Here is a 12,495-nt window from a genome sequence, read left to right as displayed (position 1 = left end):
TTGCCAGGTGCCGCTCACACACCGTGCAATCCAGAGCAGTGAATGCCTTCTGGAGAGAGGTTCCATGAATCGACGACGAAGACTGGCGCTCTGGCTCGCCGCGGCGGTCGCCGGAACGGGCACGGTGGTCATCGCGGCGGACCCGGCGGCCGCGCACGGCGCGATGATGGTGCCCGGCAGCCGGACCTATCTGTGCTGGAAGGACGGCCTGAACGCCACCGGCGCGATCCAGCCGAAGAACCCGGCGTGTGCGGCCGCGGTCGCGCAGAGCGGGCCGAACTCGCTCTACAACTGGTTCGCGATGCTGCGCTCCGACGGCGCCGGACGCACGAGCGGGTTCATCCCCGACGGGAAGCTCTGCAGCGGTGCCGCGACCGTCTACGACTTCTCCGGCTTCGACCTGAACCGGTCCGACTGGCCGCTGACCCACCTCACGTCAGGCTCCACAATCGAGTTCGACTACAGTAACTGGGCTGCGCACCCGGGCACGTTCTCGTTGTACGTCACCAAGGACGGCTTCGACCCGACGCGGCAGTTCAACTGGTCCGACCTGGAGTCCACGCCGTTCCTGCAGGCGACCAACCCGCCGCAGGTCGGCTCGCCCGGCACCAACGACGGGCACTACTACTGGACGGGCCGCCTGCCGTCCAACAAGTCGGGGCGGCACATCATCTACTCGGTGTGGTCCCGCTCGGACAGCACCGAGACGTTCTACGGCTGCTCCGACGTCATGTTCGACGGCGGCCACGGCGAGGTGACCGGCGTCGGCACCACCGACCCCGGCCCGTCGACCTCGGCGTCGGTGTCCCCGTCGGCCACCCGGTCGGCGTCCGCGTCGCCCTCGTCCGGCGGGTCGTCGCCCGCGGGCAACGCCGGGTGCACCGCCACGTACACGCTGACCAACAGCTGGCAGGGCGGCTTCCAGGCCGACGTCAAGGTGGCCAACACCGGCACCGCACCGGTCAACGGCTGGCGCGTCGGGTGGAGCTGGACCGGCGGGCAGCAGGTGAGCCAGGGCTGGAACGCGACGGTGACCCAGTCGGGCACCGCCGTCACAGCGACCAACGTGAGCTGGAACGGCACCGTCCCGGCCGGCGGCAGCACCAGCTTCGGCATGCTGGTGAACGGCGCCGCGGGCAGCGCGCCGCAGCTCACCTGCAGCGCCAACGGGCAGAACCCGCCGCCGCCCACGTCACCGTCCGCCTCGGCGTCGGTCTCGCCGTCGGCGTCCACGTCGTCGGGTCCGCCGCCCGCCGGCTGCACCGGCGCCGCCTTCTGCGACGGCTTCGAGAGCCAGACCGGCGGCGCGGTGTCGGGCGCCTGGAGCGTCTCCAACGCCAACTGCTCCGGTACCGGCACCGCCACCGTCGACACCACCGTCGCGCGCAGCGGCGGCAAGTCGGTCCGGATCGACGGGAAGGCGGGCTACTGCAACCACGTCTACGTGCGGCCCACCCAGGATCTCAGCGGGCTGGGTTCGGTCTGGTACGGGCGGCTGTACGTGCGTCACACGACGGCGCTGCCGGCCGCGCACGTGGCGTTCGCCGCGCTGAAGGACAACGCCGACGGGGGCAAGGACCTGCGCCTCGGTGGGCAGAACAGCGCCCTGCAGTGGAACCGTGAGTCCGACGACGCGACCCTGCCGGCGCAGAGCCCGTCGGGCGTCGCGCAGAGCCGCCCGCTGCCGACCGGGCAGTGGAACTGCGTGGAGTTCATGGTGGACGGTCGCGGGCTGCTCACGACGTGGCTCAACGGCACCGCCGTGCCGGGTCTGCAGGTCGACGGGGTGCCGACCGCCGACATCGACCAGCAGTGGCTGTCGAAGGCGTGGGCGCCGCGGGTCAGCGACCTGCGGCTGGGCTGGGAGAGCTACGGCGTCGGCGACGACACCCTGTGGTTCGACGACGTGGCCCTCGGTGCGTCGAGGATCGGTTGCTGAGTGCGTGACGCGGCCATGACGTACACGGGACGCAGCGCCGACGGAGCATCCGGGCGGCCGTAGAACCAGCCTGACCGTGATGCACACCGAGGCCGGCGAGCGCGAGCGCGTCGGCCTCGGTCTCCACCCCTCGGCGACGACCGTGGCGCCGCACGTCACGCTTCGATCTGTGGTGCAGGGCACGGCGCGGTTTGGTGACAGTACGTCGATCGCTTTCCTGACGCCGGACATCGAACCGGATCCCTACCGTCATGCGGGACACCGACGCGGAAGAGGGAATCATGGGACTTTTCAAGCAGTTCAAGGACATGCGCAACGTTGCCGCCGCCGCCCCGGGCATGGTCGCCCAGGCCCAGCAGACCAGCGCCGCCGCGCAGGCCTACGCGGCCCAGCAGCAGGCTGCCTACGGCATGCAGGGCTACAGCGCCGCCAATGCCTACGGTGCCCCGGTCGCGACCGGTATCGCCGCCGACGACCCGCGGCTCGCGCCGATCGCCGGCGTCGACCTGGTGATGTACGCCCGCATCTCGAAGGCCGCCTCGCAGGAGGGCCTCAACGTCGACGGCCTGCTGCTGAAGGCGCAGTCCTTCGGCGTGCCCGCCGAGGCGTGGAACGAGGCCGCCACCGGCTGGCCGGCCCGCATGCGTGGCGACACCCAGCTCGCCGTGCACTACGGCAACCTGTTCGGTCAGGTCTGACACCCGTGGGCCTCTTCGGTGACCTCCGCCGGCTGAACCAGCAGGCACGGGCGATCGGCGCGACCCACGACCCGGCCGCCCAGATGCGCGCCGGCATGGCGCAGATGCAGCAGGCCCAGCTCAGCATGCAGGCGCAGACCGCGAACCTGGAGCTGGAGCGGACCGGTACACCCGGCGCGGCGACGATCCTCGGGCTGGTCGACACCGGCACACGGATCAACATGGTGCCGCTGGTGCGCCTGAACCTGCTGGTCGAGCACGGCGGCAGACCGCCCTACCCGGTGACCGTCGAGACGATGCTGCCCCTGCACGCGTCGGCGCAGGCAGGGATCGGACAGCGGGTGTCCGTGAAGGTCGACCCGTCGCGCGCGGAGCGGGTGCTGGTCCGCTGGGGCCTGCCCGTCTGATCTCGCTGGTTCAATGATCTCGCTGTTTCGCTGATGTACCGCTGCGCCCCCGGCACACTCGCCGGGGGCTGTTCAGCGTCTGGGGCTGTTCAGCGTCTGGGCTGCTCAGCGTTTCGACGGCTGCTGCTCAGCGGCCGGGGCTGGTCAGCGTCTGGGAGCTGCTCAGCGGCCGCCTCTGCGGCCGACCCTGGTCTGTGCGGAGAACGCGGCGGCGCCGGCCGGGCGGCCCGCCGTGGCCGTGCCACCGGTCGGGCGACCGGCGGCGGCTGCGCCGCCGGTCTTCGCCGCGCTCCCGCTGGTGGCCCCGGCGCCGGCCGCCGTGGACGGCTGGCGCTGACCTTCCCGCTGGTTTGCCGGCCGGCGACCACGACGGCGGCCGCTGCCGGCCTCGCCGCTGTCCTCCCCGGTCCGGCGTGCTGCGGCTTCTCCCGACCGGCGTCCTGCGGCTTCTCCCGACCGGCGCGTGCCGGTGTCGCTGCCCGGGCGGGCCGTGGGTTCTCCGGTCCGGCCTGCCGTGGTCGTCTGTTCGGTGGTGCGCCGGCCGGACCGCGCCCGCCGGCCGGCGTGCTCCCCGGTCTCCGCCGTGTCCGCCGGTGCGGCGCCGCGGCGGGTGGTCGTGCCGGCGACGCTTGAGCTTGTGGCTTGTGCTGCGCCGGCGCCTGCTCCACGGCGGCGTCCCGGGCGGCCGCGACCGGCGGTGCGCGGGGTGTCGGTGCCGTCCTCGGCCCGGGCGCGGCCCTGCTGCCGGGGGACGGTGACCGGCTCGGCGGGCGGCTCCTGGAACGTGCGCTCGCCCGGGGCCAGCTCGGTCAGCAGCGAGTCGCCGGGGCGCAGCCTGGTGATCGTCGGCTTGATCCCGGCCTCGCGGGCCAGCTGCCGCACATCACCGGTCTGCTTGTCGGTCATCAGCGTGACCACGGTGCCGCTGGCGCCCGCCCGGGCCGTGCGGCCCGACCGGTGCAGGTAGGCCTTGTGCTCCGCCGGCGGGTCGGCGTGGATGACCAGCGCGACGTCGTCGACGTGGATGCCACGCGCGGCGATGTCGGTCGCGACCAGCGTGCGGGCGCTGCCGTCGGAGAACGCGGTCAGGTTCCGGTCGCGGGCGTTCTGCGCCAGGTTGCCGTGCAGCTCCACGGCCGGCACGCCCGCGGCGACCAGCTTGCGCGCGAGGGTCTTCGCGCCGCGCTTCGTGCGCGTGAACACCACGGTCCGCCCCGGCGCGGCGGTCAGCTCGACCAGCACCGGGAACCGGTCCTCGTCCCGCAGGTGCAGCACGTGATGGGTCATGTCCACCGGCGGCGCCGCCACCGGGTCGACACTGTGCGTCACCGGGTCGTTCAGGTACCGGCGGACGAGCACGTCGACGCCGGCGTCGAGCGTCGCCGAGAACAGCAGGCGCTGCGTGCCGGCGGGCGTCGCGTCGAGCAGCCGGCGGACCACCGGCAGGAAGCCCAGGTCGGCCATGTGATCGGCCTCGTCCAGGACGGTGACCTCGATGTCGTCGAGGCGCGCGTGACCGGACCGCACGTGGTCGTCGAGCCGCCCGGGGCAGGCGACGAGCACGTCGACCCCGGCGCGCAACGCGGCGATCTGCGGATTGGCCCCCACGCCGCCGAACACGACCTGCGTGCGCAGCGACAGCGCCCGCGCGAGCGGGGCCATCGCGGCCTCGACCTGCGTCGCGAGCTCTCTCGTCGGCACGAGCACCAGCGCCCGGGGGCGCCCGGGGCGCCGCTGTGCCCGGCTCGCGGCGAGCCGGATCAGCACCGGCAGCACGAACGCATACGTCTTCCCGGAGCCGGTGCGACCCCGCCCGAGCACGTCACGGCCGGCGATCGCGTCCGGCAGCGTGGCCGTCTGGATCGGGAACGGCTCGGTCACGCCGCTGGCGGCGAGCGCGGCGACGAGCGGTGCGGGGACGCCGAGATCGGCGAAGGTCGCCGACGAGGATGCATGGATGAGGCGGCGGACCGCCATGAAGTCTCCGAACGTCTGAGGGGTCGTCCTGCCCGGCGCTGATGGTGGTGGTCGCGGCGCGGGGGCCGACAGTGCGGACCCATCGTACCCGAGACGATCACCTGGTTTGCGGCTCGGACGGTCCGGGTAGCTGCCTCCCCATGGCAGACATCGATGCTCGGACCGCGACCACCTACGCGCGGAATGCGTCCGATGAGCGTCCGCTGCGGGGCTACGCCACGGTCATGGCCGTCTTCAGCGCCGCCCTCGCCACGGCCGCCGGTGTTGCCAAGCTCACGGGAAAACGCCTCCCCGAGCGCCCCGCCCTGGCCGACGTGGCCCTGCTGGCCGCGTCCACCCACAAGCTGTCCCGGCTCATCACCAAGGACGCCGTCACCAGCCCGCTGCGCGCCCCGGTCACCCAGTTCGAGAGCGCCGCGGGCTCCGCGGAGGTCAACGAGACCCCCCGCGGCCACGGCGTCCGGCACGCCCTCGGCGAGCTTCTGACCTGCCCGTTCTGCACCGCGGTCTGGGTCGCGTCAGGCCTCGGCGCCGGCCTCGTGTTCGCCCCCCGAGCGACCCGCTTCGGCATGGGCGTAGCATCCGCGATCGCCGGCGCCGACTTCCTGCACCTGGCCTACTCCGCCGCGAAGAAGGCCGCCGGCTAGGCGCCGCTCACTGCTTGGTCGTGTCCCCGGCCCCCGTGTGCTGCTGCGCGGCGTCGACGGCCTTCTCGATCTGCTCCGTGTGCTTACCACCGGTCTTGTCGTCGATGATGTCGCCCACCTTCTCCAGCGCCGCGTCAACCTTGTCGTCGTGCTGGTCGGCGAGGTCCTTCACCCTGTCGAAGAAGCTGTTCACCGCTCGTCCCCCTTGTCCGTTTCCGCACTGTTCCCGTGCTCGTGCCACTGTGCCACGATCATGCCCGACCGCCCGCTCCAGGTCACCCGCCTGGTGCGGCTCCCACTTCCTGGCTGTTCCTGCCTGCCTGGTCCGGTTCCCGCTCCGGCTGTTCCTGCCTGCCTGGTCCGGTTCCCGCTCCGGCTGTTCCTGCCCGCCTGGTCCGGTTCCCGCTCCGGCTGTTCCTGCCTGCCTGGCGCGGTTCCTCCTTCCGGCTGTCTCTGCCCGCCCGGTGTGGTTCCCCCTTGCCGGCCGTCCTCCCGGCTGTCTCTGCCCGCCTGGTCCGGGTCCCGCTTGCCGCCGTCCTTCCGGCTGTCTCCGCCCGCCCGGTCCGGGTCCCGCTTGCCGGCCGTCCCGTTGCCTCGACGCGCTGGCTTGGCGACCACGGCGGCGTGCGAGGCCACGGTCCTGTCCGCAGCTCACTCCCGTCGCCGGCGCCTAGCGAGGCCTCGTCGTCATCCAAGGCCGCAGCGCCACACTGGTCGCCTCCTCCACCGCCGACCGCATCTCCTTCGGGTCGTGATGCGCCGGCAGGTCTTCCATCACCACCTGCACCGCCCCGGTCACAGCCCCGACGAAGGCCCCGACCAGCGCCCCCGCCTTGACCCGGTCCAGCTGCTCGGGGAACGCCTCGGCCAGGTGCGCCGCGATCTGCTGCTGGGCGTCCAACTGGATCTGCAGCGCCCGCCCCCGCACCGCCGGCACCTCTCGGATCAGTCGCAGCCGTAACGCCGCCAGCCGGTCGGTCAGGTCGTCGCTGTCGACGCCGGTCAGGTACAGGGCGCGGATCAGCACCTCGACCGGCGTGTCCTCTGGGTCACGGGCGGCTATCGCGTCGACCGTCGCCTGGACCCGGCGGTCGCTCTCGGGGAACAGCAGCTCCTCCTTGCTCGCGAAGTAGCTGAAGAACGTGCGCGTGCCGATGTCCGCCGCCGCGGCGATGTCGGCCACGGTCGTGCGCTCGTAACCGTCCCGCTCGAACAGCTCGGTCGCGGCGTCGACGAGGGACTGCCGGACTCGGGCTCGTTTGCGGTCACGAAGGCTCATGCCCACATCGTACCGCATCAACTGCCGACTCGCACTCATTGCAATTCTGCACTGGATGCAGCTATCGTGGTGGCATGATTCCTCCCACCGTCCTCATCTCCGGCGCCGGTGTGGCCGGCCCGACACTCGCCCACTTCCTGGCCCGCAAGGGGTTCCGGCCCACGATCGTCGAGCGCGCGAGCGGCCTGCGCTCCAGCGGCAACCCGGTCGACGTCCGAGGCCCGGCACTGCCCGTGGCGGAGGAGCTGGGCATCATGCCCCGGCTGCGGGCCGCCGCCACCCATGCCACCTCGATGCTCGTCATCGACGCCAAGGGCCGTCCGGCCGGCCGCATCCCCCTGCCGAGCTCCAGGAGCGCAGCGGGCAACAGTGAGGTCGAGCTTCCCCGTGGTGACCTCGCCGCGATCCTGCAGGAGGCCGCCCGCGACGACGCCGAGCTGCTGTGGGACGACACCATCACGTCGGTGTCCCAGGACGCGAGCGGCGTCGACGTCACGTTCGAGGGGGCCGCTCCGCGCCGCTTCGATCTCCTCGTCGGCGCCGACGGCCTGCATTCCACGGTGCGCCGGCTCGTCTTCGGTCCCGAGCGCGAGTTCGTGCGGCACATGGGCGTCTGGGTGGCGACGATGCCGCTGGACGGTCCGGCTGATCATCCGCACGACGTCCTGATGCACAACACACCCGGCAGGCTCGTGTCGATCCATCCGTCCACGGGCCGGGCGTTGGTCGCGTTCATCTTCCGCGGGCCGATGGTCGACGGCTTCGATCACCGCGACACCGCCCAGCACAAGCGCATCGTCACGGACGCCTATGCGGGCGCCGGCTGGCGGGTCCCCGAGCTCCTCGCCAGGCTGCGCGCGACATCCGACCTGTATTTCGACTCCGTCAGCCAGGTCCGCCTGCCGTCCTGGTCACGCGGGCGGGTGACGCTGCTCGGCGATGCGGCGTCCTGTGTCTCCCTGTTCGGCGACGGCTCGAGCCTCGCCATGGCCGGCGCGCACACCCTCGCGACCGCACTCGCGGCAAGCCCAGGCGACCATGCGTCGGCGTTCATGGCATACGAAGCAGCCCACCGCACCCGCACCGACGCCAAGCAGCGCGCCGCCGGTCTCGCCGCGACGATGCTGATCCCGAAGACGCGACTCGGCATCGCCACCCGCAACGTCGCCGCCCGCGTCCTGCTCTCGCGCGCCTGATCAACCGATGGGCGGCCGCCGGTGAACCGCCGGCTTCGGCTCGAACGATCTCACTACTGCTCTTGGAGGTGTCAGGTGCGCATCGCGGCGATCGTGTCGGCGGCTGCGAGCATCTGGGCGGCCAGAGGCTGGAGGCCGACCTGGACCAGGACGAGGCCGGTCGAGACGCGTTCGACGACCCCCCACTCCCAGATCGCGGTCTCGTCGAGCCCGGTGCGGGCCGCGAGCCAGCGCGAGCGGTCACGAGGGTCGGCCGCCATTAGCTCCACCGGGTCTTCGCGCATGATGACACCGAGGTCGTACTCCGCCTCGACGAGCAACCCGTCGGGGTCGACGAGGCGGAAGCCGTCGGGGGCGCGCAGCGTGTTCCACTCGTGGACGTCGCCGTGGACGAGGACGGCCCGTTCATCGTCGTGGGCGGCGACGCGGCGCTCGGCGCAGGCGAGCGCGTGCGCGACGGTGCGCTCGGCGCAGGGACGGTCCAGCCGCTCCCACGCCTGGGTGATGAAGGTCGCGAGCCACGCGCCTTTCGCCGCGCCCGTCGGCAGCCCGGCGTCCGGCGCCGGCCGCCACACCCGGCTCGCGACGTCACAAAGGATCTCGTGGCGCGTGGTGACCGGCAGCCCCAGCTCGAAGAGGCTCGGGCCCAGCTTCTCCAGCAGCAGCGCGTCCCGGCCCACGTCGTGCCGCAGCAGCCGCGCGCACCCGTCGCCGCCCGCGAGCCGCAGCACCGTCACCTCGTTGGCGGTCGCGTCGCCTGCGCGCGGCACGATCAGCTTCAGCACCGCGGGTGTGCCGTCGGCCATGGTGGCGTCGGCGACGAAGGCCTCGGTGGCGTCGGCGTACACCCGCCCGACGCGGATGGCCCAGTCCTCCTCGACCTCGGCGACGAGCTCGGGCAACTGCCGCAGCCAGTCGTGTGCCCCGGCTGCTTCCGCCTTCGCCCGTACCGTCGCCGGCAACGCCTCGTCGACCCACTTCGGCGGCCTGTCGTCCGGGCTCGTCACGATTCAGTCCTTTCCGTGCCGTCCGCACCTGGCACCGCCGGCGTCGGCGGTCGCAGCCCGGCGTGGGCCGGTGCCGGTGCCGGTGCAGCGGGCGCGGCTCCGGCCGGCCAATCCGCGCCCGTCGCCTGAGCTGCTCCGTCGACGTGCCTCGGCCGCTGCGATCCGTTCGGGACGGGAGGTACCTCCATCGGTCGGAGCCTGCCCGCCGGCCGGGCCGCGGGCAACCGCAATACGGCGCTGCGCTGACGAGGCCGGGGTGGCTCGGTCAGATGGTGGCGCGCAGGACGAAACCGCCGCCGTCGCGGTTGCCGATGGTCAGGGTGCCGCCGGCGGAGTCGACGCGTTCGCGGAGGCCGGCGAGGCCATGGCCCGGCGAGCTGTGGCCCGGCGAGCTGTGGCCCGGCGAGCCGAGGTCCGCGGAGCCGTGGCCGGCGGGGTCCCGGGGGACAGCGGCTCCAGTGGGGGAGGCGTCCGTTGCGGCGACCGGGCGGGCGGTGGGGCCGCGGCCGTCGTCGCTGATCTCGACGGCGTTGTGCTCCAGGCGGATCCAGCAGTGTTTCGCGTCGCTGTGACGGATCACGTTGGTGACGCCTTCGCGGACGACCCACGCGAAGAGCTGCTGCCGGGCAGGGTCGGCGGCCTCGGCGGTGAGAGGCACCTCGGCCTCGATGCCGGCGGCGTCCAGGGCGCTGCGCGCCGAGGCGAGCTCCGTGGCCAGGGACATCTCGCGGTACCCGGAGACGGCGGCGCGCACGTCGACGAGGGCCTCGCGGACGAGACGCTGGATCTCGGTGAGCTCGGCCTCCGCGCGGTCGGGGGCGATGTGGACCAGCCGGGCGGCAAGCTCGCTCTTCACGGAGACGACGGTGAGGGAGTGGCCGAGGAGGTCGTGCAGGTCACGGGCGAAGCGGTTGCGTTCGGCGGCGACGGCCAGCTGGGTGATCTCCTCGCGGGCCTCGGCGAGCTGCGCGTTGCGCTGCACGACGCGGGTGACGCCCCAGACGGCGAGGGCGGCGACCAGGACGGCGAAGGTGAGGTCGATGCCGCCGTCCCAGCCGGGCACGAGCTTCGGCAGGGCGGCGGCGCACGCGGCGGTGGTGAGGACGACGGACCAGGCGAGGCGCGGGCTGAGCGAAAACACGGCCATCACGCCGACGTAGACCAGCGCGGTGAGGCCCGACTCGCCGACGATGAGCGTGAGCGCCGCGGTGAGGGCGACCATGACCCCGAGCCGCCAGGCAGCGTTGGGAATGCGCATGGGGGCACCGGTGCGTCGCATCGCGGCGCGGGCCGCGACGAACGACATCAGGTAGAGCACGCAGAAGGCGAGCGCGGCGGTGAGGCCGGCGACGCGTTCCCAGACCTCCGGGCGGCGCCAGGCGTCGCCGATGGGACCGGCCATGTAGAACAGCCAGACCGCGGCCCACAGCCAGAAGAATCTGGGTGCGGACCGGCGGCTGGTGGGGTCACTCATGACGGACACGGTACCGACGGCTCAGGCGCGGGCGGTGTCGACGCGGAACCGGCGCAGCGCGACGAGCGCCAGCACGAGCGTCCAGCCGCCGAGGACGAGGATGGCCTGACCGTCGATGTGGCCGTGGTCGAGCGGGCTGCGGGCGACCTGGCCGGTCCAGTACGACGGGGTCAGCTTCGCGATCTGCTGCATGAAGCTCGGCATGAGCGAGACCGGCACCCAGAGCCCGCCGAACGCGGCGAGGGTCAGGTTGAGCAGCGCCGTGACCTGCTGGACGCCGTCGGGCTTCGCGAGGTAGCCGATGACGACGCCGAGCGCGGCGAAGGGCAGCGCGGACAGCCAGGCGCCGGCGAAGCACAGCACCCACTCGGTCGCGGTGAGCCGGATGTGCAGGCCCAGGGCGCCGATGAGGAAGGTGACGAGGGCCGGCGGGATGGCGACGAGCAGCGCGACGATGACCTTGTTGACGACGTACCCGCCGGGGGACAGGGGCGTGAGACGCAGGGTGCGGTTCCAGCCGAGGCCGCGCTCGACGGCGATGGTGCTGCCGCTGGTGAGGGCGGCCGTCATGGCGCCGAAGAGAGCCATGCTGACCATGACGTACTTCTTGGCGTCGGGGTCGCCGCCGACGGAGACGCCGCCGATGATGAGCAGGAGCAGGGCCGGCATGAGCATCGAGAAGATGACGACGCGCTTGTTCCGGACGAGACGGACGATCTCCATGCGGAGGTAGGTCGTGTTCACTTGCTGCTCCCGGCGGCGGTGAGGGCGATGAAGGCGTCTTCGAGGTTGCGCGCGGTGACTTCGACGTCGCGCGCGTCGGTGGAGCCGAGCAGGGCCCGCAGGGCGGTGTCGGAGTCGTCGCAGTGCAGCATGACGACGTCACCGCGGGTCTCGACGCGGTCGACACCCGGCAGGGCGGCGAGGCCGACGAGGTCGGCGCCGGGCAGGGTGGCGCGGATCGTCCGGCCGGTCACGGCCGCCTTGATCTGGGCGGCGGTGCCGTCGGCGATGACCTGGCCGGAGCGCAGCAGCACGATGCGGTCGGCGTAGGCGTCGGCCTCGTCGAGGTAGTGGGTCGCGAAGAGCACCGTGCGCCCCTGCGCAGTCTCCTGCCGCATCGTCGTCCAGAACCCGCGCCGGGTCTCGACGTCCATACCGGTCGTCGGCTCGTCGAGGACCAGCAGGTCGGGGTCGGCGACGAGGGCCATCGCGAAGCGGATGCGCTGCTGCTGCCCGCCGGAGAGGCCGCCGACACGCTGGTTGGCGAACTCGGCGACCCCTGCGCGTTCGAGCACCTCCGGCACCGGACGCGACCGCTGCTGCAGGGCGGCGGTGAGGCGCACCGTCTCACCCGCGGTGAGGTCCGGCAGCAGGCCGCCGCTCTGCAGCAGCGCGCCGACGGTGCCCTTCGCGATCGCCTTCGCCGGCGACTGCCCGTCGAGCAGGACCGTGCCCTCGTCGGGGCGCAGGAGGCCGAGCAGCATGTCGATCGTCGTGGACTTGCCAGCGCCGTTCGGGCCGAGGAGCGCGACGACCTCGCCGCGGCGGATCGTGAGGTCCAGCCCGTCCACGGCGGTGAGCGCACCGAACCGTTTCGTGAGGCCGGTCAACTGGACTGCTGCGTTCGTCATGCCAGAAGCATCGCCTGGTATCCATCCTGACGGATCTGTCCGGCGTCACCCGCGACCCCATGACGGATGTCATGCCGGGACGCGTGCCGGATCACCCGAACGCCCTGGCGCGCGTCCGTTGGGCAAATATTTCGTATCGTTATCGTTGCGTCCCCGTCCCTTACATCCGCATATGTACCGAAATGCTGCAACTCCTGTAGCCACCTTCGGCGTAGATGTCGGTCGTTCGGATGACCT

General features: G+C 72.5%; 11 protein-coding genes and 1 pseudogene. 5 read left to right on the top strand and 7 right to left on the bottom strand.

Annotation, left to right across the window (positions count from 1 at the left end; translation table 11 throughout):
- Positions 1 to 64 precede the first annotated feature (64 nt).
- The 3 genes from ACFY3L_RS34585 (at position 65) to ACFY3L_RS34575 (ending at position 3,044) form a co-directional block, all read left to right on the top strand.
- Positions 65 to 1,939: a lytic polysaccharide monooxygenase gene (locus ACFY3L_RS34585; RefSeq protein WP_389333844.1), complete on the top strand. Its 1,875-nt coding sequence runs from the start codon at positions 65 to 67 to the stop codon at positions 1,937 to 1,939.
- Positions 1,940 to 2,220: 281 nt separating this feature from the next.
- On the top strand, positions 2,221 to 2,637 hold the full coding sequence (locus ACFY3L_RS34580; RefSeq protein WP_389333841.1) for a hypothetical protein: 417 nt from the start codon (positions 2,221 to 2,223) through the stop codon (positions 2,635 to 2,637).
- A gap of 5 nt (positions 2,638 to 2,642) precedes the next feature.
- A complete protein-coding gene (locus ACFY3L_RS34575) occupies positions 2,643 to 3,044 on the top strand; it encodes a hypothetical protein (protein ID WP_389333838.1) in 402 nt (133 codons plus the stop codon).
- A gap of 639 nt (positions 3,045 to 3,683) precedes the next feature.
- On the opposite strand, the pseudogene ACFY3L_RS34570 reads toward ACFY3L_RS34575, so the two are convergent.
- Positions 3,684 to 5,064 (bottom strand): annotated as a pseudogene (locus ACFY3L_RS34570) (DEAD/DEAH box helicase); the annotation flags it as partial.
- Between the two features lie 97 nt (positions 5,065 to 5,161).
- Between ACFY3L_RS34570 and ACFY3L_RS34565 the strand changes: the two are divergent.
- The gene (locus ACFY3L_RS34565; protein ID WP_389333835.1) at positions 5,162 to 5,668 is read left to right on the top strand and encodes a DUF1360 domain-containing protein; all 507 of its coding nucleotides are present in this window, start codon (positions 5,162 to 5,164) and stop codon (positions 5,666 to 5,668) included.
- Between the two features lie 7 nt (positions 5,669 to 5,675).
- On the opposite strand, the gene ACFY3L_RS34560 is transcribed toward ACFY3L_RS34565, so the two are convergent.
- Positions 5,676 to 5,861 (bottom strand): antitoxin, encoded by a 186-nt coding sequence (locus ACFY3L_RS34560; protein ID WP_389333832.1) that lies wholly within the window; start codon positions 5,859 to 5,861, stop codon positions 5,676 to 5,678.
- Between the two features lie 477 nt (positions 5,862 to 6,338).
- Positions 6,339 to 6,947 carry a TetR/AcrR family transcriptional regulator gene (locus ACFY3L_RS34555; protein WP_389333829.1) on the bottom strand — a complete coding sequence of 203 codons (609 nt, stop codon included), beginning with the start codon at positions 6,945 to 6,947 and terminating at the stop codon, positions 6,339 to 6,341.
- A gap of 74 nt (positions 6,948 to 7,021) precedes the next feature.
- On the opposite strand from ACFY3L_RS34555, the gene ACFY3L_RS34550 reads away from it, so the two are divergent.
- Complete coding sequence (locus ACFY3L_RS34550; RefSeq protein WP_389333826.1) at positions 7,022 to 8,143, top strand: FAD-dependent monooxygenase; 1,122 nt, start codon at positions 7,022 to 7,024, stop codon at positions 8,141 to 8,143.
- A 71-nt stretch (positions 8,144 to 8,214) separates the two neighbouring features.
- On the opposite strand, the gene ACFY3L_RS34545 is transcribed toward ACFY3L_RS34550, so the two are convergent.
- The 4 genes from ACFY3L_RS34545 to ACFY3L_RS34530 form a co-directional block, all read right to left on the bottom strand.
- Positions 8,215 to 9,150, bottom strand: coding sequence for an aminoglycoside phosphotransferase family protein (locus ACFY3L_RS34545; RefSeq protein WP_389333823.1), 936 nt, complete (start codon positions 9,148 to 9,150; stop codon positions 8,215 to 8,217).
- Between the two features lie 265 nt (positions 9,151 to 9,415).
- Entirely contained in the window at positions 9,416 to 10,624 is a 1,209-nt protein-coding gene (locus ACFY3L_RS34540; RefSeq protein ID WP_389333820.1) for a sensor histidine kinase, read from the bottom strand.
- Between the two features lie 21 nt (positions 10,625 to 10,645).
- Positions 10,646 to 11,368 (bottom strand): ABC transporter permease, encoded by a 723-nt coding sequence (locus tag ACFY3L_RS34535; RefSeq protein WP_389333817.1) that lies wholly within the window; start codon positions 11,366 to 11,368, stop codon positions 10,646 to 10,648.
- Positions 11,365 to 12,258 (bottom strand): ABC transporter ATP-binding protein, encoded by an 894-nt coding sequence (locus ACFY3L_RS34530; RefSeq protein WP_389333814.1) that lies wholly within the window; start codon positions 12,256 to 12,258, stop codon positions 11,365 to 11,367. The genes ACFY3L_RS34535 and ACFY3L_RS34530 overlap by 4 nt, the downstream gene beginning before the upstream one ends.
- Between the last annotated feature and the right edge of the window lie 237 nt (positions 12,259 to 12,495).

This window comes from Dactylosporangium sp. NPDC000521 (genome assembly GCF_042898305.1).
In the GTDB taxonomy this organism is placed as follows: domain Bacteria; phylum Actinomycetota; class Actinomycetes; order Mycobacteriales; family Micromonosporaceae; genus Dactylosporangium.
Note: the sequence above shows the minus strand (reverse complement) of the source record. Positions and strands in the feature narration are given on the sequence as shown.

Excerpts from the sequence above, each read along its gene's own strand:
- ACFY3L_RS34585 (WP_389333844.1), top strand. The coding sequence starts at position 65 with ATGAATCGACGACGAAGACTGGCGCTCTGGCTCGCCGCGGCGGTCGCC.
- ACFY3L_RS34540 (WP_389333820.1), bottom strand. The coding sequence starts at position 10,624 with ATGAGTGACCCCACCAGCCGCCGGTCCGCACCCAGATTCTTCTGGCTG.
- ACFY3L_RS34565 (WP_389333835.1), top strand. The coding sequence starts at position 5,162 with ATGGCAGACATCGATGCTCGGACCGCGACCACCTACGCGCGGAATGCG.
- ACFY3L_RS34580 (WP_389333841.1), top strand. The coding sequence starts at position 2,221 with ATGGGACTTTTCAAGCAGTTCAAGGACATGCGCAACGTTGCCGCCGCC.
- ACFY3L_RS34530 (WP_389333814.1), bottom strand. The coding sequence starts at position 12,258 with ATGACGAACGCAGCAGTCCAGTTGACCGGCCTCACGAAACGGTTCGGT.
- ACFY3L_RS34550 (WP_389333826.1), top strand. The coding sequence starts at position 7,022 with ATGATTCCTCCCACCGTCCTCATCTCCGGCGCCGGTGTGGCCGGCCCG.
- ACFY3L_RS34555 (WP_389333829.1), bottom strand. The coding sequence starts at position 6,947 with ATGAGCCTTCGTGACCGCAAACGAGCCCGAGTCCGGCAGTCCCTCGTC.